At 72.2% G+C, this 21,737-nt stretch carries 16 protein-coding genes; 2 read left to right on the forward strand and 14 right to left on the reverse strand.

Features of this window, described 5'->3' with window-relative positions:
* Positions 1-88 precede the first annotated feature (88 nt).
* The 6 genes from tsaD to alr all read right to left on the reverse strand — a co-directional run bounded on the left by tsaD (position 89) and on the right by alr (position 7,039).
* Positions 89-1,171, reverse strand: coding sequence for a tRNA (adenosine(37)-N6)-threonylcarbamoyltransferase complex transferase subunit TsaD (tsaD, locus tag AABM36_RS11095; protein WP_423446296.1), 1,083 nt, complete (start codon positions 1,169-1,171; stop codon positions 89-91).
* Positions 1,158-1,829, reverse strand: coding sequence for a ribosomal protein S18-alanine N-acetyltransferase (rimI, locus tag AABM36_RS11100; RefSeq protein ID WP_423446298.1), 672 nt, complete (start codon positions 1,827-1,829; stop codon positions 1,158-1,160). Before rimI ends, tsaD begins: the two co-directional genes overlap by 14 nt.
* Complete coding sequence (gene tsaB / locus AABM36_RS11105) at positions 1,826-2,512, reverse strand: tRNA (adenosine(37)-N6)-threonylcarbamoyltransferase complex dimerization subunit type 1 TsaB (protein WP_423446300.1); 687 nt, start codon at positions 2,510-2,512, stop codon at positions 1,826-1,828. The genes rimI and tsaB overlap by 4 nt, the downstream gene beginning before the upstream one ends.
* 92 nt (positions 2,513-2,604) lie before the next feature.
* On the reverse strand, positions 2,605-4,113 hold the full coding sequence (locus AABM36_RS11110) for an MFS transporter (protein ID WP_423447946.1): 1,509 nt from the start codon (positions 4,111-4,113) through the stop codon (positions 2,605-2,607).
* Between the two features lie 5 nt (positions 4,114-4,118).
* The gene (gene deoD, locus AABM36_RS11115; protein ID WP_423446302.1) at positions 4,119-4,835 is read right to left on the reverse strand and encodes a purine-nucleoside phosphorylase; all 717 of its coding nucleotides are present in this window, start codon (positions 4,833-4,835) and stop codon (positions 4,119-4,121) included.
* A 251-nt stretch (positions 4,836-5,086) separates the two neighbouring features.
* Positions 5,087-7,039: an alanine racemase gene (alr, locus tag AABM36_RS11120; protein WP_423447948.1), complete on the reverse strand. Its 1,953-nt coding sequence runs from the start codon at positions 7,037-7,039 to the stop codon at positions 5,087-5,089.
* Positions 7,040-7,088: 49 nt separating this feature from the next.
* Between alr and AABM36_RS11125 the strand changes: the two genes are divergently transcribed.
* Entirely contained in the window at positions 7,089-8,417 is a 1,329-nt protein-coding gene (locus AABM36_RS11125; protein WP_423446304.1) for a glycosyltransferase, read from the forward strand.
* Positions 8,418-8,427: 10 nt separating this feature from the next.
* On the forward strand, positions 8,428-9,225 hold the full coding sequence (locus tag AABM36_RS11130) for a phosphatase (protein WP_423446306.1): 798 nt from the start codon (positions 8,428-8,430) through the stop codon (positions 9,223-9,225).
* Positions 9,226-9,327: 102 nt separating this feature from the next.
* Here the strand turns inward: AABM36_RS11130 and AABM36_RS11135 are convergent, their stop codons facing one another.
* The 8 genes from AABM36_RS11135 to AABM36_RS11170 form a co-directional block, all read right to left on the reverse strand.
* On the reverse strand, positions 9,328-10,413 hold the full coding sequence (locus AABM36_RS11135) for an inositol-3-phosphate synthase (protein ID WP_191873377.1): 1,086 nt from the start codon (positions 10,411-10,413) through the stop codon (positions 9,328-9,330).
* Positions 10,414-10,776: 363 nt separating this feature from the next.
* Positions 10,777-11,640, reverse strand: coding sequence for a LysE family translocator (locus tag AABM36_RS11140; RefSeq protein ID WP_423446308.1), 864 nt, complete (start codon positions 11,638-11,640; stop codon positions 10,777-10,779).
* Complete coding sequence (gene mgrA / locus AABM36_RS11145; RefSeq protein ID WP_406018122.1) at positions 11,637-12,728, reverse strand: L-glyceraldehyde 3-phosphate reductase; 1,092 nt, start codon at positions 12,726-12,728, stop codon at positions 11,637-11,639. Before mgrA ends, AABM36_RS11140 begins: the two co-directional genes overlap by 4 nt.
* A 260-nt stretch (positions 12,729-12,988) precedes the next feature.
* Positions 12,989-14,809 carry a malto-oligosyltrehalose trehalohydrolase gene (treZ, locus tag AABM36_RS11150; RefSeq protein WP_423446310.1) on the reverse strand — a complete coding sequence of 607 codons (1,821 nt, stop codon included), beginning with the start codon at positions 14,807-14,809 and terminating at the stop codon, positions 12,989-12,991.
* 3 nt (positions 14,810-14,812) lie between these two features.
* Entirely contained in the window at positions 14,813-17,179 is a 2,367-nt protein-coding gene (treY, locus tag AABM36_RS11155; RefSeq protein WP_423446312.1) for a malto-oligosyltrehalose synthase, read from the reverse strand.
* 159 nt (positions 17,180-17,338) lie between these two features.
* Positions 17,339-19,531 carry a glycogen debranching protein GlgX gene (gene glgX / locus AABM36_RS11160; protein WP_423446313.1) on the reverse strand — a complete coding sequence of 731 codons (2,193 nt, stop codon included), beginning with the start codon at positions 19,529-19,531 and terminating at the stop codon, positions 17,339-17,341.
* An 85-nt stretch (positions 19,532-19,616) separates the two neighbouring features.
* Positions 19,617-21,284 carry a bifunctional ADP-dependent NAD(P)H-hydrate dehydratase/NAD(P)H-hydrate epimerase gene (locus AABM36_RS11165; RefSeq protein WP_423446315.1) on the reverse strand — a complete coding sequence of 556 codons (1,668 nt, stop codon included), beginning with the start codon at positions 21,282-21,284 and terminating at the stop codon, positions 19,617-19,619.
* Entirely contained in the window at positions 21,277-21,648 is a 372-nt protein-coding gene (locus AABM36_RS11170) for a holo-ACP synthase (protein ID WP_423446317.1), read from the reverse strand. Before AABM36_RS11170 ends, AABM36_RS11165 begins: the two co-directional genes overlap by 8 nt.
* Positions 21,649-21,737 lie beyond the last annotated feature (89 nt).

The following is a 21,737-nucleotide window of genomic DNA, read 5'->3' on the forward strand; positions in this document are numbered from 1 at the left end:
CCTACCGTCGGACCCGGACCGCGCGTACCGGGCGGGCCGCACGCGCCGGTCACACCGCCTCAACCGGCACACGCCGGCTGAGGCGGACTCAGGCCGGGGCGGGCACCGACACCGTGGTCACGGGCAGTCCCGGATCCGCGGTGAACTCGATGCCCGTGGGCGCCACGCCCCGCGTGACGAGGCGGGCGCCGAGGGCCGCCACCATGGCCCCGTTGTCCGTGCACAGCGACAGCGGCGGGACCACCACACGGATCCCGTGCTCCGCGCAGCGCCCCGTCACGACCTCCCGCAGCCGGGAGTTCGCGGCCACTCCGCCGCCCATGAGCAGGGTGGTGATCCCGTGCTCGGTGCAGGCCAGCACGGTCTTGCGGGAGATCACGTCCACCACGGACTCCTGGAAGCTCGCGGCCACGTCCGCCACGGGCACGGGCTGACCAGCGGCCTCGAACGCCTCCACCACGCGGGCCACCGCGGTCTTGAGCCCCGAGAAGGACATGTCGTAGCGGTGCCGGCCGGGGTTCTCCGCCGAACCCATGTACTTGCCCGCGCTCAGCCCGCGCGGGAACCGGAACGCCTCGGGGTTCCCGTCCTTCGCGGCCCGGTCGATCGCCGGTCCCCCGGGGTAGGCGAGTCCGAGCAGGCGGGCCACCTTGTCGTAGGCTTCGCCGGCGGCGTCGTCGATCGTGGCACCGAGCAGCCGGACGTCCTCGGTGATCTCTCCCACCGCAAGGACCTCGGTGTGCCCGCCGGAGACGAGCAGCGCTCCCAGGTTCTCGGGGAGGCTGCCGTCCCCGTCCAGCAGGCCAACGCCCACGTGGGCCACGAGGTGGTTGATCGCGTACAGGGGCGTCCCCGTGGCCACCGCGAGCGCCTTGGCCGCGGCCACGCCCACCATGAGCGCGCCCGCGAGTCCGGGCCCGGAGGTCACGGCGATCGCGTCCACGTCCGCGAGCGTCACGTCCGCCGCGGCGAGCGCCTCGCGCACCGTGGGCACGAACGCCTCGAGGTGCGCGCGGGAGGCGATCTCGGGGATCACCCCGCCGAAGCGCACGTGCTGCTCCATGGAGGAGGACACGGTGTTGGTCAGCAGCTCGGTGCCGCGCACGATGCCCACTCCGGTCTCGTCGCACGAGGACTCGATGCCCAGCACGAGGGGCTCAGCGGTGCTCATGGATGGTCCTTCCGTCCGCGCTGCGCTGCTGCGGCCCGGGCGGGACCAGCTCGCAGCGCATGATGAGTGCGTCGTGTCCCGGACCGTAGTAGTGGGCCCGGGTGTGGATGTGCTCGTAGCCGAAGCGCCGGTACAGGGCCTGGGCGCGGGGGTTGTCCGCGCGCACCTCGAGCATCATCTCGGTGGCCCCGGCGCGCACGGCGGCCTCGTGCAGCACGCGCAGCAGGGCGCTCCCCAGACCCTTGCCCTCGTGGGCCGCGGCCACGGCGATCGTCTGGACGTCCCCCACCGGAGGGATGCACATCATCCCCGCGTACGCCACGATCTCCCCGTCACGGGTGACCACCCAGTACTGGCGGGTGGGGTGCGCCAGCTCCTCGTCGAACATGGGCCGGGGCCAGGCGTCCTCGGGGAACAGCGCGGTCTCCAGGGCGTGCACGGCGTCCAGGTCCCCGGGCTGCATGGGCCGCAGGGCGTGTCCCGCGGGGATCGACGACGCCGCCGCACTCGCCGCGCCGTGCCCCTCCCGCGGGTGCGCGGTGACTTCCGCGGCCCGTCCCTGCCGGTCTGCGGGGCCGTGCTGCCCGCCGGGTCCGGCAGGGGGTCTCGCGGTGGCGTTGTCGTCGGGATCCGACGCGGTGTTCTCGGCGCCCGTCATGAGGTGACCCGTTTGAGCGATGCGGGCACCTTGGCGTCGGACTCGCGCAGGTACAGCGGGGAGGTGTCGGTGCTGAGGGGCGTGCCGCGGCTCGTCAGCGCCCAGGCCGCGCGGGCGAGGTCCGCGGCCGTGGGGTGCAGCTCTTGGCTCCCGGTCAGGGGCCGCGCGATCCGGTCGGGGTACAGACCCGCGCCGGGTCCCGCGCACGGCAGGTCCGGGAGCTCCTCCGGGGCGCCCACCTGCGGGGCGGCCACGGGCACGGCACAGGTGCCGGCGGCGTCGTCGTGCACCCGGTAGCGGCGCCAGTAGAGCTCCTTGCGGCGGGCGTCGATGGCCACCAGGTACTCCGGGTGCCCGGCGGAGCGGGCGGTCGGGGCCACGCGGTGGGCCACGGCGTCCAGGGAGCACAGCCCGTGCACGGGCACGTCCCACGCGAAGCCGAGCGCCCACGCCGTGGCGAGACCCGCGCGCAGACCCGTGAACGGGCCGGGCCCCGTGCCCACGAGCAGCGCGTCCAGCTCGGCGCCCGTGACCCCCTGCGCGGACAGCAGGTCACGCACCGCCGGGGCCAGCGCCTCCGCGTGGGAGCGCGTGTCCGTGGTGGCGAACTCCCGCATCACCTCACCGTTGCGGGACAGTGCCACGGAGGCGATCGAGGAGGAATCCAGACTCAGCACAAGCACCCGGACAGTCTATGCCCGCAACGCGGCAGACCCTCCGTCCCGGTTCCGCGAGGGGAACGGGGCGGAGGGGCTGCGGTGCGCGGCGCGGGAAGCTACGCCTGCGTGGTCAGCTGCTGGGCGGCCCGGGCGTCGCTGCGCTCGATCAGCCCGAACAGCACGCGGTAGGCCACCAGGCCCAGCAGGGTGATGCCCACGAGCAGCCACAGGATGGTCGCGAAGTAGTCGCCCTCGGGCGTGGTGCCCACGCTGAGCCCGCTGAACCAGGTGGGCTTGCCGGACATCAGCGTGGCGGTGTACGCCACGCCGATCGGGGAGGCCACGTTGATCACCAGGTTGTAGAAGCCCACGGCCACGCCGGACTTGGAGGCCGGCATGAGCAGCAGCGCGCTGGACATCAGCGGCGCGTACAGCAGGCCGAAGCCCACCGAGAACATGGCCATCGCGATCACCATGGCCACCACGGAGACGTTGATGAACACCCCCGCGACCGCGAGGGACAGCGCCAGCAGGCACAGCGCCAGCGTCACGGCCTGCTTGGAGTCGAGCCGCTTGCTGACCCCCCCGGACATGGCCGCCGTGGAGGCGCCCAGGATGTAGCCGGGGATGGTGAGCAGCGAGACCTTGTCCATGGCCATGTCGTGCACACCGTGGATCGCGAAGGGGAACAGGAAGACGAACGCCAGGTTCACCGAGTAGATGATGAACACGACCACCAGGGCGCTGATGTACGGGCGGTTGGTGAAGAAGGACGCGTCCACCAGGGCCTTGGGGTTGGTGCGCACGTGGATCACGAACAGCACGGTGGCCACGACCACGGGGATCCACCACCACCACACGAACTCCTGCATGAACATGATCAGTCCGGTCGCGATCACGCCCACCAGGAACAGCCCGTAGACGTCCACCCCGGAGCTGCTCTGCTGGACCTCGTCCGGCACGCGGGTCTTGATGAACGGCAGGGACAGCAGGATGATCAGCGGGATCAGGAACATCCAGGTCCAGGACACGTACGTGGCCAGGAAGCCGGAGATCAGGGTGCCGATCAGCGAGGCCAGCTGGAAGGACATGTTGGAGAAGCCCAGGTACTTCTTGAGCTCCACGCCCTCGAAGTGCTTGGTCACGTACACCACGTAGAGGGTCTCCGCCGCGGCCAGGCCGGCCGTCTGGATCACGCGGCCCACGAGCACCACGGGGAAGGACGCGGAGCCCACGAAGCCGATCACCGAGCCCACCACGATCAGCCCGATGCTCAGGTACAGCAGCTTGCGGATGGCCACGGAGTCCGCGAGCGCGGAGTACACCACGGCACCGATGCCGATGAGCACACCGGTGAGCGTGGCCTGCAGGCTCACCGTGGACTCGCTGAGGTTCAGCGCCTCCGCCATGGGCTGGGACGTGAACTTGAAGCCCTGGTCGATCACCAGGCAGAAGATGAAGAGGAACAGCAGCACGGGCACGGCCCGGCGCGGGTTCACACCGCTCGTGGTGCGGGCCCCGGCGGCACCGGTGGCCGTGGCGGGCACGGCGGCCGCGGGCGTGGAGGCCGCGCTCTGGGGTCCCGCCTCGGAGGGCGGGACGGGGTTCTGGTTCTCGGGGTTCATGTCGTTCACAGCTCCGTCACGGTTGCGGCCAGCTCGATCATCTGTGCGAACCCCGTCTGGCGCTGCTCGGGGCTCATCTCCTCGTGAGTCACGAGGTTGTCGGAGACGGTGAACATGCCCAGCGCCTCCACTCCGGCGGCGGCCGCGTTGGCGTACAGCCCCGCGGTCTCCATCTCCACGGCGAGCACGCCCATCCGGGCCCAGCGCTGCGTGGTGTCGTCCTGCGCGTGGTAGAAGGTGTCGGAGGAGACCACGTTGCCCGCGTGGGCGGTGATCCCGCGCTCGGCGGCGCCGCGGTACACGTGGTCCAGCAGCCGGAAGGAACCGGTGGGGGCCCACGTGCCGGGCAGGTCGAACTGCGCCAGGTAGTTGGAGTCCGTGGACGCGGCCTGCGCGAGCACGATGTCGTTGAGGGCCAGGTTCCTGGTGAGCCCGCCGCACGAGCCCACGCGCACCAGCTTGCGGCAGCCGAACTCGTGGATCAGCTCCCAGCTGTAGAGCGCGATGGACGGGATGCCCATGCCCGTGCCCATGACGGACAGCTCCCGGCCGTTGAACCTTCCGGTGTAGCCGAGCATGTTGCGCACGGAGTTGAACTGCACCACGTCCTCGAGGAACGTCTCCGCGATGTACTTGGCGCGCAGCGGGTCACCGGGCAGCAGGATGGTCTCGGCGATGGGTGCGCCATCGGGTTTGATGTGGGGTGTCGATGTCCGCGGCATGCGGTTCTCCTCGGGTCGGTGCGCGCAGGCGGCCGAGTGCCCATGGAACGACGACGCCGTCGGGGTCCCCCTGGGGTCTCACCGTCTGCGGTGGACGTGCAGGTGTCCGCCCTCATTGTGTCACGCAGCCGGGCCCTTTCCCGGTCTGACCGGGCGTGATCCGCGACGCACCCCGACCCCCTCGGACCGGCACCCGAGTGGTCACGGGAACTGGTTCTCGCCCCACCCGTGCTTCGGACCTCGCGGCCCCGTCACCACCGCGGGCACCGGGCCCAGCGCGGGCCGATCCCCCGCAGCGTCACCCGGCGCGCCTCGTCGGCGGTGTCCTCGTCCTGCCACTGGGCGCCCAGGTCCGCGAGCACCCCGGCCAGGTCCGTGTCCGGCTGCTCGGGAACCGCCTCGGCGCCTCGGGCCCGCTCGATGTCGACCACGAGCCGCGAGCCGCTGAGGTGCTCCACCTTGCCGGTGCCCCACTCCACCACGGTCACGCACGTGTCCAGCGTGTCCTCCAGGTCGATGCTCTCGACGTCCTCGGCCGTGGTCAGCCGGTACGCGTCCACGTGCACGAGGTCCGGCCCACCCGGTCGGGGGCCGTCCACCACGTTCGGGTGGCGGCGCGCGAGCACGAACGTGGGCGAGATGATCCCCTTGCGCACGCCCAGCCCCTCGCCGAGCCCCTGGGTGAAGGTCGTCTTGCCCGCGCCCAGCTCGCCGTTGAGCAGCACCAGGTCTCCCGCCCGCAGGTGCGGTGCGAGGGCGCGCGCCAGCTCGCGGGTCTCCTCCGCGGTCCCGAGCTCCCGGGTGAGGCTCCAGTTCTCCCCCGCCGCGGCCCCCTCCCCGGGACCGTCCTGCGCGTCCTGCCCGGGCACGACGCCGCCCGGCCCGGTGTCCGACCCGCGGTCGCGGTCCGCGCGGGGGGCCTCCACGGAATCCGTGGTGGGCGCCTCGCCGGTCTCCGCACCGGGGTGCCCACTGGCCCGCGCGTTCCGGTCCCGGCCGTTCGCGCGCTGCGGTTCCACCCCCACGTACTCGCGGGGGACGCGCGGCGAGATCCGGGTGACGATCTCGTAGTTGATGGTCCCGGCGGCGTCGGCCCACTCCACGACGGAGGGGTCCGTCCCGGCGCCGAAGAGAACGGCCTCGTCCCCGATCCGCACAGGGGGCTCCCCCGTCCCGGCGCCCACGGGCCGCCCCAGGGACAGGTCCACGACGCACTGGTCCATTGCGATCCGACCCACCACCGGGTAGATCCGGTCCCCGATCCGCACGGGTGCCCCCGTGGCCACCCGGGGGACGCCGTCGGCGTAGCCCAGCGGAACCAGCGCGAGCCGGGTGGGCCCCTCGGTGCGGTAGGTGAGTCCGTAGGACACCCCGGCACCGGCCGGCACGTCCTTGACGTTGGCCACCCGGGTCCGCAGGGTCATCGCGGGCACCAGCCCGAACTCCTGCGGGGTGCGGTCCGCGAACGGGCTCAGGCCGTACAGCCCCAGGCCCACGCGCACGGCGTCGAGCAGCATGGCGTCCGGGTCCGGAAGATCGGCCGCGGACAGCAGCCCCGGGGTGTTGGCGGCGTGGACCAGCGTGGGGTGCAGGCCCGCCTCCCGGGCGGCACGCACCGCGTCCTGGAACGCGGCGAGCTGCTCGGCCGTCTCCGGGCGGGTGGGCTCGTCCGCGACGGCCAGGTGCGTGAAGACGCCCTCCACCGTGAGCAGCCCCTCGCACTCGGCGCGGCGGACGCGCTCCAGCAGCCGCGGCCACTGCGCGGGAGTGGCGCCGTTGCGGCCCAGCCCGGAGTCGAACTTGAGGTGGACCACCGCGGGTCTGCCGGTCTTCCGGGCGGCGTCCAGGACGAGGTCCAGCTCCCCGCCGCTGAGGCCCAGGCGGACGTCCTGGCTCACCGCGGCGTTGAAGTCCGTGGCCGCGGTGTGCAGCCACGCCAGCACGGGGGCCGTGATGCCCTGCGCGCGCAGGGCCAGTGCTTCCGCCACGTGGGCCGTGCCGAGCATGTGCGCACCGGCCGCGAGCGCCGCCCGCGCCACCTGAGGTGCACCGTGGCCGTACGCGTCCGCTTTGACCACGGCGATCAGCGTGCGGCCCCGGGCGAGATCGAGCAGCCGCCCCACGTTGTGCTGCACCGCGGCGAGGTCCACCACCGCGCTGCGCTCGCTGGGTCCGTCTGCCTGCCGGTTCTGCTCCGAGGTCATCTCACTCACGCCCCCCATTGTGCCCCGTGGCCGCCGGTAGGCTGGGCGCGTGCCTCCCGCCTGCCCCGACCGCGTGCTGCTGCTCAGCATGCACACCTCCCCCGTGGACCAGCCGGGCTCCGGGGACGCCGGGGGCATGAACGTCTACGTGTGGCACCTCGCGCGCGCCCTGGCCCAGGCCGGGTGGCTCGTGGACATGGCCACCCTGGACCGAGTCCCCTCCCACGCCGAGGGCGTGCACCCCTCGGACCTCGCACCCGGCATCCGGCTGCTCGCGGTGTCGCTGCCCGGCGCGGGTTCAGCCCCCAAACAGGACCTGCCGCGCTTCGCCGAGCCCTTCGGCCGCGCCCTCGCGCACTTCTACGACGGCCACGACGCCGCGCCGCGCGTGCTGCACGCCCACTACTGGCTGTCCGCGGTGGCGGGGCTCGAGCTCGCCGGGCACCTGCACGCTCCCCTGGTGCTCACCCTGCACACCTCTGCGGCCGCGAAGAACCTGCGCGCCGGAGCGGACGAGGCCCCCGAGCCGCGGGAGCGCGAGGACGCCGAGCGGCACATCATCTCCCGCGCGTGCCGCACGGTGGTCAACACCCCGGCGGAGAAGCGTCAGCTCGTGGAGCTGTACGGCGCGGACCCGGCGCGGATCGAGGTGATCCCGCCGGGGGTGGACCCGACCGTGTTCCGCCCCGCGAGCCAGGACCGGACCCCGCGGTCCACCCCGCCCACGGCCGTGCCCCGCGGCGGGGAGCACCCAGCCGGCGGGCCGGTCTCCGCAGTGCGCGCTCGTGCGCAGTCCCCGGGCCAGCCGGAGCCCTTCACCGTGCTGTGCGCGGGACGGATGCAGCCACTCAAAGGGCAGCAGGTGCTCGTGCGTGCGCTTGGTCGGCTGCGCCGCGCCCACCCGGAGACCCCTGTGCGGCTGGTCCTGGCCGGAACGGGTTCGCGGGAGTTCCTGAACCACCTGCGCGAGCTGGCGCGTGCGGAGGGGGTCGCGGGCGACGTCGTGCTCCGCGGGTCCCTGCCCCGCCCGGAGCTCGCCCGGCTCATGGGCTCGGTGGACGCGGTGGCCGTGCCGTCCTCGTCGGAGACCTTCGGGCTCGTGGCCGTGGAGGCTCAGGCGTGCGGCACCCCCGTGCTCGCCACGGACGTGGACGGACTGCGCTACGCGGTGCGGGACGGCGAGACCGGCCGGCTCGTGCCCGGCAGGGACCCGGACGTGTGGGCCGAGGCCCTGCACCGCGCGGCCGCGGACCCCACCGCGTGGAGAGCGATGTCACAGGCGGCGGCTCGGCGGGCGCGCGAACTGACCTGGGACGACGTCGCCGCGCAGCACTCCCGCGCGTACCTCGCGTGTGCGGGTGACGGGTCCACCGCCTAAACTCGCGACTGTGACCACCGCGTACCTGAGCCGTGACTCCCTCGCCCGATACCTGGACCGCTCCCGGATCACCGGAGCCGTCGCGACCCCGCGCGAGGCCAACCTCCGCAACATCCAGGGGTTCCTGGACGGGGACCAGCACCAGCACATGGGGGTCGAGCGGACCCGGGAGTGGGACTTCGACTCCGTCTTCGAACTCATGCGGGACCGCGTGGGCATCAACGACGACCCCGCCTACGTGAGCGGTCAGGACTCCATCTCCGCGCAGCTGTGCGTGGCCAGGCTGGACGAGTACGCGGACATCTTCAGCCGGGCGGTGCGGGGCCGCAAGCGTCTGCTCTTCGCCACGGGCCACCCCTCCGGGCTCGCGCCGGTGTACGCCCGCATGGCTCGGGTGGCACGCGCCTCCGGGGCGCGCGTGATCCGGTTCGACGAGGCCCTGCCCTTCGAGGACGGGGACGTCCGGCAGATCGAGGACGTGGTGATGGTGGAGCAGTACGGCGGGCTGCGCCACACCCACTTCCCCGACCCCATGCGGCTCGTGCTCGAGCACTTGGCGGAGCAGGGTCGGCAGGCACCGGACCTCGTGGTCTCCGACCACGGCATGGCGGGCTGGGCCGGGTCCCGCGCCGGGTTGCCCACCATTGCGATGGGCGACTGCAACGACCCCGGGATCTTCGTGGCGGAGGCCCAGAACCAGGTGGACGTGGTGGTGCCCCTGGACGACAACGTGGCCCCGCACCTCTACGACCCCCTGGTGGACTACATCATCTCCCGCGCGGGGCTCGCCGGGCAGGACCGCCCCTGAACCACCCGTCCCGCCGCGGGCGCATCCCGGACGTGCGACGGCGCCCGGCACCGAGCAGATCGGCGCCGGGCGCCGTCGTCGGTCCCGGGGAGCGGGCTCCGCTCAGCGCTCCACCTCGCCGCGGATGAACTTCTCCACGTTCTCGCGGGCGGTGTCGTCGTCGAACTGCTCCGGCGGGGACTTCATGAAGTAGGAGGACGCCGAGGTCAGCGGCCCGCCGATGCCGCGGTCCAGACCGATCTTGGCCGCGCGGATGGCGTCGATGATCACGCCCGCAGAGTTCGGCGAGTCCCACACCTCGAGCTTGTACTCCAGGGAGATGGGGGCGTTGCCGAAGCCGTGGCCCTCCAGGCGCACGAACGCGAACTTGCGGTCGTCCAGCCAGCCCACGTAGTCGGACGGGCCGATGTGGACGTCCTTGGCGCGCATCTCGTGCGGCACGTTGGAGGTCACCGCCTGGGTCTTGGAGATCTTCTTGGACTCCAGCCGGGAGCGCTCCAGCATGTTCTTGAAGTCCATGTTGCCGCCCACGTTGAGCTGGTAGGTGCGGTCCAGCACGTAGCCGCGGTCCTCCAGCAGCTTGGCGAGCACGCGGTGGGTGATGGTGGCGCCCACCTGGGACTTGATGTCGTCACCCACGATCGGCAGCCCGGCGTCCGTGAACTTCTGCGCCCACTCGTCCGTGCCCGCGATGAACACGGGCAGCGCGTTGACGAACGCCGCGCCCGCGTCGATCGCCGCCTGCGCGTAGAAGCGGTCCGCCTCCTCGGAGCCCACGGGCAGGTAGGACACGAGCACGTCCACCTCGCGCTCGCGCAGCACCTGCGCCACGTCCACGGGCTCGGCGTCGGACTCCGTGATGGTCTCGCGGTAGTACTGGCCCAGCCCGTCCAGGGTGGGGCCGCGGTCCACGGTCACGTCCAGCGGCGGGACCTTGGCGATCTCCATCGTGTTGTTCTCACCGGCCAGGATGGCCTGGGACAGGTCCAGCCCCACCTTGGCGGCGTCCACGTCGAACGCGGCCACGAACTGGACGTCCCGCACGTGGTAGTCGCCGAACTGCACGTGCATGAGCCCGGGAACGGCATCGGAGGGATCGGCGTCACGGTAGAAGTGCACGCCCTGGATGAGCGATGTGGCGCAGTTGCCCACGCCGGCAACGGCCACGCGGATGGGATGTTCGGACACGGTTCTCCTCGACTCGGCGGATGACGGCCCGCGCACGTCTCGCGCGCGCTCGTGCGGCCACGGAGTCACCACCGTGCCACGCCGCACTCGACCGACTTCACAGTGTAACCAGGCTCACCACCGGTTCCACCCCGTGCGCGGACGACGACGCCGCCCGGCCCCGCGGGTGCCCCGCCGCCAGGGGCGGTGTCCCGCCCGATGGCTCCGATTGTTCCCGGCCGAGCAGCGGGGCGTGGGAGCGGCGGATCGTGGGAGCACCAGCACGGTGGCGGTGCGTCAGCACGCCGTCGGTGCGTCAGCACGCCGTCGGTGCGTCAGCACGCTGTCGGAGCGTCATCCGGGTGCCGGAGCCCCACCGGGGTGTCACAGCGTCAGCAGGGCCTCCACGAGCAGCCCCACGGCCACGAGGGCGAAGACCACGCCGGAGACGATCTCGACCTCCGCGGTGCGGGCCTGGAACCGGCGGGCCAGGGCGGGGATGGACCCGGCCCAGGCCACGGCGAGGAACCAGGCGAGACCCACGGCCACCATCATGCCCAGTACCGCGAGGGCCTCCCACCAGAGGATCCCTGCGGGGACCACCGAGCCGAACAGCGCCACGAAGAACACCACGGCCTTGGCGTTGGCGAGGTTCGTGACGGTGCCCTGGGCCAGGGCCCGTCCGGGAGTGAGGTCCTCCGGGCCGAGGAACCGGCCCCGGCGGGCACCGGCGGAGAGCTCCGCGACGACCGCGGCGTCGTCGGCACGCAGCGGATCCGTGGCGAGACCCGTCCGGACGGGCTCCGCGGCGGCGGCGTGCGCCACGGGATCCTGCGCGGTGGACCCGGTGCCGCCCGGACCGCGCCCGGGGGCGCCGCCCTGGACCGAGTGGGCACCGTCTGCGTCCTGTGCCTCGTGGACCACGGGGCCCAGGGTGGCGCGCCGCCGGGCCGCCCGGCCCTCGAGCCCCGAGCGCAGGGAGCCGTAGCCCATGCGCAGCAGGAACAGGGCACCGCCGATCTGCACCGCGAGCTTCAGCACGTGGTTGTCGCTGATGAACACCGTGACACCCGCGAGGGACAGCGCGATCCAGGCGAAGTTCCCGACCATCACGCCCAGGGCGGTGAACACCGCGCTGCGCCGCGAGGACAGGAACGCGTTGCGCAGGATGATGAAGATGTCCGGGCCGGGGACCACGATCCCCGCGACCCACAGTCCCAGCAGCGCCCCGTACTGCGCCGTGGTCATGCGTGCTTGGACTCGGTGGCCGCACCCCAGATGTTCACGCCGGCGTCCGTGACGAGCTCGTCGATCCGGCGCAGCTCGTCCGCGGAGAACTCCAGGTTGGCCACGGCCCGGGCGGAGTCCTCGATCTGCTGCGCGGAGGACGCCCCCACCAGTGCGGAGGTGACCTGCCCGGAGTCCTGCGGGCGCAGGGTCCACGCGATCGCCATCTGGGCCAGGGTCTGGCCGCGCTCCTGCGCCATGGTGTTGAGCTCACGGATCTGCTCCAGCGTCTGCTCGCTGAGCCAGGACGGGTCCAGGGACTTGTTCTCCGCCGCGCGGGAGCCCTCGGGCACACCGTGCAGGTACTTGTCCGTGAGCATGCCCTGAGCCAGCGGGGTGAAGCAGATGGAGCCCATGCCCGTCTCGGTCAGCGCACCCAGCAGGTTCTTCCCGCCCGCGCGCTCGTTGGGCTGCTCGATCCAGCGGTTGAGCATCGAGTAGGAGGGCTGGTGGATCACCAGCGGGGTGCCCAGCTCGCGCATGATCCGCTGTGCCTCGAGCGTGAGGTCCGCGCCGTAGGAGGAGACGCCCACGTACGTGGCGCGGCCGGAGCGCACGATGTGGTCCAGCGCCCGCATGGTCTCCTCGAGCGGCGTCTCGGGATCCGGGCGGTGGTGGTAGAACACGTCCACGTGGTCCAGGCCCATGCGCTCCAGGGACTGGTCCAGGGAGGTGACCAGGTACTGGCGGGAACCGCCCACGTCACCGTACGGGCCGGGCCACATGTCCCACCCGGCCTTGGAGGAGATCACGAGCTCGTGGCGGTGCCCCGCGAAGTCCTCTTTAAGGATGCGGCCGAAGTTGATCTCCGCCGATCCCGCGGGCGGGCCGTAGTTGTTGGCCAGGTCGAAGTGGGTGATGCCCAGGTCGAACGCGCGGCGCAGCGTGGCGCGCATCCCGGCCACGGGCTTGTCGTCCCCGAAGTTGTGCCACAGCCCCAGGGAGACGGCGGGCAGCTTGAGCCCGGACTCCCCCACACGCCGGTACGGCATGGTCTCGTAGCGGTTCTCGGCAGGGGTCCACACGGTGTCGTCGCCATAGATCAGCATGGGCACCAGTCTGCCACCGCTCGGCTCCGCGCACCGCACCGCATGACGGCGCACGACGCCGCCGGGCGCGCTCGTGCCTCCGTCCGGCAGCGTCGTGCTGGTTCGTCGGAGCGGCGTCCTGCGGGTCCGGCGGCACCGCGCCGCCTTGGGGGCCGGTTGCGCCGCGGCGCCTGGGAGGCCAGGTGACGTCGTGGCGGCGGGGCGGCTGGGCTGCGCGACTGGGCCGGGGCAGGCAGACGGGGCCCGGCCCAGCGGCAGTCTCAGACCCGCAGCACCACGGCGGTTTCCGGGGCCACGCGCACCGTGCCCTCGGAGCCCGGCTCGGGGGCCGCGCCGCTCGTGAACAGCAGCTGGGGTTCGTCCCCGCCCATGAGCGGCAGGTTGCGGGGTTCGCCGCCCAGGTTGATGGCCACGACGACGCCGTGCACGGACTCCGGCTCGCTCATCCGCTTGAGCACGAACCACTGCTCGTCGTCGCTGGCCTGGGTGGCCACGGTGTCCCAGCGCTGGTCCGTGAGCTCGGGGGTGCCCAGGCGCAGGGCGATGAGGTCCCGGTAGGCCCGGTAGATCCGCTCGTGGTCACCCTCGTGGACCTCGGACCAGTTGAGCTTGGAGCGCTCGAAGGTCTGCGGGTCCTGGGGGTCCGGCACGGTGGCGTGGTCCCAGTCCATCTGCGCGAACTCGGCCTTGCGGCCCTTGGCCACGGCCTCACCCAGCTCGGGCTCGGGGTGCGCGGTGAAGAACTGCCACGGCGTGCTGGCCCCGTACTCCTCCCCCATGAACAGCATGGGCGTGAAGGGCTGGGTCATGAGCCACGTGGCCGCCGCGACCGCCCGGTCCACGCTCATGGACTGGTTCATCCGGTCACCGGCGGCACGGTTGCCCACCTGGTCGTGGTTCTGCAGGAACGTGACGAACTGGAACGGACGCTGCTCGGCGGCGTCGATCTCCCGGCCGTGGGAACGGCCCCGGAACGTGGAGTACGTCCCGTTGTGGAAGTACGCGGTGTGCATGGTCTTCTCCAGGGCGTGCAGGGACGCGAAGTCCCCGTAGTAGCCGTGGGTCTCACCCGTGAAGGCCGTGTGCGCGGCGTGGTGGACGTCGTCGAGCCACTGGGCGTCCATGCCCAGACCATGGCGGTCGGTGGCAGCCACCATGCGGGGGTCGTTGAGGTCGGACTCCGCGATGGTCACCAGGTCCTTGCCCGTGCGTGCGGATTCCTCGGCCACGCGCTCGGCGATCTCCTCCAGGATGTGCGTGGCGCGCGAGTCCGCGAGCGCGTGCACGGCGTCCAGGCGGAAGCCGTCCACGTGGTACTCGCGCAGCCACATGGTCACGTTGTCCAGGATGTACTCGCGCACCCCGTCCGCGCCCCAGCCGTCCAGGTTGATGAGGTCACCCCAGCTGGAGGCGCCCGGCTTGAAGTAGTCCGCGAACAGCGGCAGGTAGTTCCCGCTGGGGCCCAGGTGGTTGTACACCACGTCCTGGATCACGGACAGACCCTTGGCGTGGCACGCGTCCACGAAGCGCTGGTAGGCCTCCGGCCCGCCGTAGGGCTCGGCCACGGTGTACCAGGCCACGCCGTCGTAGCCCCAGTTGTGCTCGCCGTTGAAGCCGTTGACCGGCAGCAGCTCCACCGCGGTGACACCCAGGTCCACCAGGTGGTCCAGCTTGCCGATGGCGGCGTCCAGCGTGCCCTCCGGGGTGAACGTTCCGGGGTGCAGCTCGTACAGCACGGAGTCCTGCAGCGGGCGGGGGCGGAAGTCGGCGTCGTGCCACTCGAAGGCGTCGGCGTCGAACGTGCACGAGAGCTCGTGGACGCCCTGCGGCTGGCGGCGCGAGCGCGGGTCCGGGAGCACGTCCGAGACCTGCTCGCGCTCCTTGGGCGTGCCCTCGTCGAAGGTCTTGGTCAGGATGTAGCCGTAGCGCACGGTGCCCTGCGGGGCGGCGTCGCCGGCGGGAAGCGTCCACCAGCCGGGACGGTCCGCCAGGCCCTCCATGGGGTGGTCCTCGCCCTCGATGCGGACGGTGACCTTGCGGGCGTGGGGCGCCCAGACGTCGAAGCGGTGGTCGGAGTTCATGGTTCAGCCGTCCTTCCGGCGCAGGATCGCCACGGGGTAGGTGTCGAGGATCTGGGAGAGGGCCACTCCGGCGTCTGTCGCCGTGACCTCGCGGAGGGTCAGGACGTCCTGCCACGTGCCGGGGGCCAGCGCCACGGTCTCGTCCGTGAAACCGCCCTCGGCGGCGAGCGTGGCGGGGAAGCGGGTGACCACGGTGGCCACGCCGCCGCGGTCGAAGCCCAGCGCGTGCTCCGCGAGCGCACCCGTGACCTGCAGCGGGGTGTAGTCCGTGAAGAGCTCGGGGTGCTCACGGCGCAGCCGCAGGGCGCGGGAGGTCAGCAGCATCCGGGCCGCACCCGTCTCGTCCACCGCGGGGGTGGCCGCTGCGGAGCCCGGCGCGGCGGCGTCGAGCTCGGAGAGCATGGCGTCACGCGCGGTGAAGTCCACGGGACGGCGGTTGTCCGGGTCCACCAGGGAGGGTTCCCACAGCTCCTGCCCCTGGTAGACGTCCGGAACACCCGGCAGGGTCAGCTGCAGCGCGGTGGCGGCCAGCGCGTTGGCCCAGCCCGGCTCGCTCACGCGGGCCACGCAGCCTTCCACGACGCCGCGGGCGCGCGGATTCGTGAACAGGAAGTCGATGAAGCGGGTGAGCTCCCGCTCGAAGTCCTCGTCCCCGTCCACCCACGCGGTGGACACGGAGGCCTCCCGCACGGCCTTCATGGCGTAGTCGACGGCGCGGTCCCGCTCCAGGGGCCACGCGCCCACCACGGCCTGCAGCACGAGGTTCACGGCGGGCCCGTCCGTGAGCGAGATCCCGGCGTCCTTCGCGCGGCCCACGAGCGTGGAGACGGTCTCCGACCACACGCGCGGCAGCTCGGAGAGCACCGTGATCCGCGCGCGGACCGCGGCGGAGCGCTTGGTGTCGTGGGTCGTCAGCGCGTTCATCGTCGCCGGGGACTCCCGCTGGCGCCTCGCGGCCTCGACGTGGAACTGCTCCGGGGCCAGGGAGAAGACCGAGGGGTCGCCGCCCACCTCCGTGAGGGACGTGAGCTTGGTGTACCGGTAGAACGCGGTGTCCTCCACGCCCTTGGCCATGATCATGCCGGAGGTCTGCTGGAACCGCCGGGCCATCTCCGCCAGGTCCGCCCCCCGGGAGGCATCGGCACCCAGGGCACGGGCGAGGTCCGTGAGCACGCCGTCGAGGTCCGCTCGCCGCTCCCGTGCCGCGGCCACGGCCTCCCGCAGGTGCTCCGCACCCTCGGGCAGGTAGGTGCGGTACACCGGGAAGTTGGCGGCGATCTCCGCCAGCCCGTCGTATGAGGCGTCCGTGCCGTGCGGGAAATCTTCGGGCAGCTCCCGCACCAGGCGGTGGATCTCCGCGGAGAGGCCCTCGTCCGCCATGCGGCGCTTGGTCTCGTGGATCAGGTCGTCCCAGCGCACGGGTGTGCCACCGCGCAGCTTGGTGTCCAGGGAGGCGAGCTCGTAGTGGCCCCGCGCGTCGGTCAGCACCCGGTCGATCCACCCCAGGGAGTCGTAGCCCGTGGTGCCCGCCGTGCGCCAGTCGGAGGGCAGGTACTCCCCCGGTTCCAGGATCTTCTCCACCACGGTCCAGGCCCCGTCCGTGACCTCGCCGAGCATCTCCAGGTAGCCGCGCGGGTCCCGGACCCCGTCCGGGTGGTCGATGCGCAGGCCGTCCACGAGGCCCTCGCGGAACCAGCGGGAGACCTCCGCGTGGGACTCGTCGAAGACCGCACGGTCCTCCACACGCACGCCGGCCAGGGTGGCCACGGTGAAGAACCGGCGGTAGTTGAGCTCCGAGTCCCCTCGGCGCCAGTTGACCAGCTCGTAGTGCTGGCGCGCGTGCACCTCGGCGGGGTCGTCGCCCTCGGACCACGTGCCTTCGGCGAGCGGGTAGACGTTCTCGTAGTAGCGCAGCGTGCCGTCCTGGACGGTGAGTGCCGAGAGGTCCTCGTCCCCATCCCCCAGCACCGGGATCAGCACCTTGCCGTCGCCGGCCTCCCAGTCCACGTCGAACGCGTCCGCGTAGCGGCTCTCGCGCCCCTCGGAGAGCAGCGACCACCACCACGGGTTCTGCTGCGGCTCGGCCACGCCCTGGTGGTTGGGGACGATGTCCACCACCACGCCCAGCCCCGCGGCGTGCGCGGCCTCGGAAAGGGCCCGGAGCCCCTCGGAGCCACCGCGCTCGGGGTCCACCTCGGTGGGGTCCACCACGTCGTAGCCGTGGTCGGAGCCGCTCGTGGCCCGGAGGACCGGTGAGAGGTACACCCAGTCCGCCCCGAGGCGCTGGATGTACGGGACCAGCTCCGCGGCGCGGTGGAGGTCCTGCTGGGAGGTGATCTGGAGGCGGTACGTGGAAGTGGGAGTCAGCACCCCTCCAGTCTCGCGGAGTGCGCGCGCTCGTGCCAGTCCATCCGCCCAGGGCGAGCACCCCGCACCGGACACGACGAACGCGCCACCCCCGGGAGGGTGGCGCGTTCGTCACGGGCGCTCAGCGGCGTCGTGAGGCCGCTGGGCCGAGGCGACCGGCGCTCAGGCCCCGTCCTCCGCGTAGACCGCGACCGACGCCGCCACGGATGCGGCCACCGAGGCGTCCGGCTCCTCCTCGGGCTCCTCCCACGCGCGCAGCAGCACCGTGGACTTGCCCTCCATCTGCAGCACACTGGAGTGCTCGCGCACCTCGCCGTCCGAGTGCCGGCCCGCGGTGTCCAGAATCTCCTCCCACTTCATCCCGTACTGCGCGGGCGGAAGGGTCACCTCCACGGTCTCCGGGTTGGAGTTGAAGTAGATGATGAAGTTGTCGTCCGTGATGCGGCGGCCACGCATGTCCACCCCGGCGATGCCCTGGCCGTTGAGCCACATCCCCACCGAGCGGGCCAGCGGCTCGTCCCAGTCGGACGGGACCATGGGCGTGCCGTCGGTGTCGAGCCACGCGATGTCCGGCATGGGGTCGCCCTCGGCGCGCTCGCCCATGTCCACGGGGCGGCCGTCGAAGAACTGCGAGCGCCGGAACGTGGGGTGCTCGTGGCGCAGCCGGGTGATGGCTGCCGTGAACTCGATCAGCGGCCCGTCCACCTTCTCCCAGTTGATCCACGTGAGCTCGTTGTCCTGGCAGTACGTGTTGTTGTTGCCCTTCTGGGTGCGTCCCAGCTCGTCCCCGTGCAGCAGCATGGGCGTGCCCTGGGAGAGCATCAGGGTGGCCAGGAAGTTGCGCTGCTGGCGGGCGCGCAGGGCCAGCACCTCGGAGTCGTCGGTGGGGCCCTCCTCGCCGCAGTTCCACGAGCGGTTGTGGGACTCGCCGTCGTTGTTGTCCTCGCCGTTGGCGTCGTTGTGCTTCTCGTTGTAGGAGACCAGGTCCCGCAGCGTGAAGCCGTCGTGCGCGGTCACGAAGTTCACCGAGGCGAACGGGCGGCGGCCGCTGTTCTCGTAGAGGTCCGCCGAGCCGGTGACGCGGGAGGCGAACTCCCCGAGCGTGGCGGGCTCGCCGCGCCAGAAGTCGCGCACGGTGTCCCGGTACTTGCCGTTCCACTCCGTCCACTGCGGCGGGAAGTTGCCCACCTGGTAGCCGCCGGGGCCGATGTCCCAGGGCTCCGCGATGAGCTTGACCTGCGAGACGATCGGGTCCTGCTGCACGAGCTCGAAGAAGGTGGAGAGCTTGTCCACGTCGTAGAACTCGCGGGCCAGGGTGGCGGCGAGGTCGAAGCGGAAGCCGTCCACGTGCATCTCGGTGACCCAGTAGCGCAGCGAGTCCATGATCAGCTGCAGCGAGTGCGGGTGGCGCACGTTGAGCGAGTTCCCGGTGCCCGTGTAGTCCATGTAGAACTTGTGGTCGTCGTCCACGGTGCGGTAGTACGCGTTGTTGTCGATGCCCTTCATGGACAGCGTGGGGCCCATGTGGTTGCCCTCGGCCGTGTGGTTGTAGACCACGTCCAGGATGACCTCGATGTCCGCCTGGTGCAGGGCGCGGACCATGGCCTTGAACTCCTGCACCTGGCTGCCCAGGTGGGAGGCCGCGCTGTACTCGTTGTGCGGGGCGAAGAACGCGATGGTGTTGTAGCCCCAGTAGTTGCGCAGGTCCTTCTCCAGCAGCGTGGAGTCCTGCACGAACTGGTGCACGGGCATGAGCTCCACCGCGGTGACGCCGAGCTTCTTGAGGTGGGCGATCACGGACGGGTGGGAGACCCCGGCGTAGGTGCCGCGCTGCTCCTCGGGGACCTCGGGATGCTGCTCGGTGAGGCCCTTGACGTGGGCCTCGTAGATCACGGACTTGTGGTACGGCGTGTGGGGGGTGCGGTCACCCTCCCAGTCGAAGAACGGGTTGATCACCACGGCCTTCATCATGTGCGGCGCGGAGTCCTGGTGGTTCTCGGAGTCCTCGTCGCCGAAGTTGTAGGAGAACAGGGACTCGTCCCAGTCGATCCCGCCCTCCACGGCCTTGGCGTAGGGGTCCAGCAGCAGCTTGTCCGGGTTGCAGCGCAGCCCCTGGGACGGATCCCACGGGCCGTGCACGCGGTAGCCGTAGCGCTGACCGGGCTGGACCGCCGGGAGGTAGCAGTGCCACACGTAGCTGTCCACGGCGGTGACCTCCACGCGGGTCTCGGCGCCGTCCTCGTCGAACAGGCACAGCTCCACGCGGTCCGCGACCTCGGAGAAGATCGCGAAATTGGTCCCCGTGCCGTCGAACGTGGCGCCCAGTGGATAGGGGTGTCCGGGCCAAACTTCCATGTGGTTCTCCTCAAAGGTGTGGTGGGGCCGAGGGCGGGTCTCCCGCCCTCGGCCAACGTCCAACCATAGCCGCTCCGGGTGCGGCTCACGGACGGGTCAGCACCGCGCGGACGTTCTCGGCGAGCACGGACGGCGGCACGGGCCCCTCTCCGTGGACGCGCGAGGCGAGCGCGTGCAGGCCGGCTCCGAGCGCCGCGGCCGCGGCCCACCGGCCGTCTCCGCGCGCCCACGGGCCCAGGTGGGAGAGGGCATCCGGGTGCTCGGCCACGTGGGCGAGCACGGTGCCCAGGATCCCCGCGAGAGTGTCCCCGGACCCGGCGGTCGCGAGCCACGGGCTGGCCCCGCCCACGCTGAGGCACAGGCACTCGCGGTCCTCGTGGCATCCCGTGACGCCCACCGGCGAGGCGATCACGGTGGTGGCGCCCTTGAGCAGCACGGTGGCCCCGGTCAGCCGGGCGGCTTCCCTGGCCCAGTGCAGGGGGTTCGCCTCGATCACCGTGCGCTCGACCCCCGTCTCGCACAGCCCGAAGCCGTGCAGCCACTCGAAGATCTGGGACAGCTCCCCCGCGTGCGGGGTGAGGATCTTGTGCGGGCCCAGCCGGGCGTCCGCGACCGAACGGGCGGCGGCGTCGAGCGCCCCGGCATCCAGGACGGCCGGCTCCGCGGCCTCGATCACGGCCTCCACGCGCGCCGCCTGGGCCTCGTCCCCCACCACGCCGGGGCCCGCGAGCCACGCCTGGACGTGCACGTCCCACGGCTGGTCGTCGGAGCACACCACCTCCGGGCTGCGGGCGAGCACCATGGCGCGCGCCGTGGAGTCCCCCAGGAAGCGGACCATGCCCGCGCCGGCGTTCACCGCGGCCTGGGTGCACATGATGGCCGCACCCGGATAGCTCGGCGCCCCGGCCACCACGCCCAGCACCCCGCGCGTGTACTTGGTGTCGGTGGCCCCGGGTCGCGGCCACGCGGCGAGGACGTCTCGGGCTTCGAGCCTGCGCACCGCCGCAGAGCCCAGCAGGTCCTCGATCCCGATCGGCACCACCGTGAGCGATCCCGCGGCCTGTTCCCCCGGGGAGACCACGTGTCCGGTCTTCGCGCCACCGAACGTCACGGTGGCGTCCGCAGCCAGCACCGGCTCCGGCGCCTCACCGGTGTCCGCCGAGACGCCCGAGACGATGTCGCACGCCACCACCCGGGGGCGGCTGCGCTCCCCGCGCGTGTCCACGTCCCGTTGCTCGGCGAACGCCCGCACCAGGTCCGCGACCGGCCCGCGGAGCCCGCCGCTCGCACCGGTGCCGAGGACGGCGTCCAGGACGAGGTCCCCCGAACGCAGCAGCGCCGCCGCCTCGGTCACGCCGAGGGGATCCGCCGCGGCCACCGTGTCCTCAGTGGCTCCCGCCGACTCCGAATGCTCGTCCTCGACCAGCCGCGTGACGACGCCGCCCGCCCGGGTGAACGCCGCCAGACCCGCCTCGTGCGCGCGTGAACCCGTGAGCACGGCCACCACCGACACCCCGCGGCGGCGCAGGAACGTCCCGGCCCACAGTCCGTCCCCGCCGTTGTTGCCGGGGCCGACGAGCACCACCGCGCTGCTCCCCGCGAGTGCGCCCCGGCGGGTTTGCCCGCGCAGCTGCCGCTCGCACTCGCGCGCGAGGCCCAGCGCCGCGCGGCGCATCAGCTCGTCCCCCCGCCCCGCGTCCAGCAGCGGCTGCTCCGCCGCGCGGACGACGGCCCCGGAAAATCCCTCAATCATGGTTCGTTCCTCCCTGCCCCTCCGCCACGACGAACGCCACGGCCATGCCGCCGTCGTGGGAGATGCTCACGTGCCAGGTCTGCACGCCGCGTGCGTGCTGCTGCCGTTCCACGGTGCCCGTGGTGTGCAGCCGGGGCGCTCCGTGGGGGTCGTTGGTGACCCAGCAGTCCTGCCAGATCATGCCCGGCGGTGCGTTCAGCGCCTTGGCCGCGGCCTCCTTGACGGCGAACCGCGCCGCGAGGGACCGCGGGGCGAGCTCCCGCTCGTGCGGCACGAACAGTCGTTCCCGCAAGCGGGGAGTGCGCTCGAGCTGGCGCTCGAAGCGCGCGATGTCCACGATGTCCACGCCGGTGCCCACAATCATGCCGCCAGCCTAGCCCCGGCCTCCGACCCCTGGAGGTGCTGCGCACGGCGGGGCCCGACCCGCAGGGGCGGCCCCTCCCCCGACGGTGT

It is taken from the genome of Kocuria sp. KSNUG (assembly GCF_049532735.1).
Lineage (GTDB): Bacteria > Actinomycetota > Actinomycetes > Actinomycetales > Micrococcaceae > Kocuria > Kocuria rhizophila.

What these genes read in the sequence shown, in the direction of transcription:
- deoD (WP_423446302.1), bottom strand. Translation starts at nt 4,835, where the DNA reads ATGCCGCGGACATCGACACCCCACATCAAACCCGATGGCGCACCCATC.
- AABM36_RS11140 (WP_423446308.1), bottom strand. Translation starts at nt 11,640, where the DNA reads ATGACCACGGCGCAGTACGGGGCGCTGCTGGGACTGTGGGTCGCGGGG.
- rimI (WP_423446298.1), bottom strand. Translation starts at nt 1,829, where the DNA reads ATGACGGGCGCCGAGAACACCGCGTCGGATCCCGACGACAACGCCACC.
- AABM36_RS11110 (WP_423447946.1), bottom strand. Translation starts at nt 4,113, where the DNA reads ATGAACCCCGAGAACCAGAACCCCGTCCCGCCCTCCGAGGCGGGACCC.
- alr (WP_423447948.1), bottom strand. Translation starts at nt 7,039, where the DNA reads ATGACCTCGGAGCAGAACCGGCAGGCAGACGGACCCAGCGAGCGCAGC.
- AABM36_RS11165 (WP_423446315.1), bottom strand. Translation starts at nt 21,284, where the DNA reads ATGATTGAGGGATTTTCCGGGGCCGTCGTCCGCGCGGCGGAGCAGCCG.
- glgX (WP_423446313.1), bottom strand. Translation starts at nt 19,531, where the DNA reads ATGGAAGTTTGGCCCGGACACCCCTATCCACTGGGCGCCACGTTCGAC.
- AABM36_RS11170 (WP_423446317.1), bottom strand. Translation starts at nt 21,648, where the DNA reads ATGATTGTGGGCACCGGCGTGGACATCGTGGACATCGCGCGCTTCGAG.
- tsaD (WP_423446296.1), bottom strand. Translation starts at nt 1,171, where the DNA reads ATGAGCACCGCTGAGCCCCTCGTGCTGGGCATCGAGTCCTCGTGCGAC.
- treZ (WP_423446310.1), bottom strand. Translation starts at nt 14,809, where the DNA reads ATGAACTCCGACCACCGCTTCGACGTCTGGGCGCCCCACGCCCGCAAG.
- mgrA (WP_406018122.1), bottom strand. Translation starts at nt 12,728, where the DNA reads ATGCTGATCTATGGCGACGACACCGTGTGGACCCCTGCCGAGAACCGC.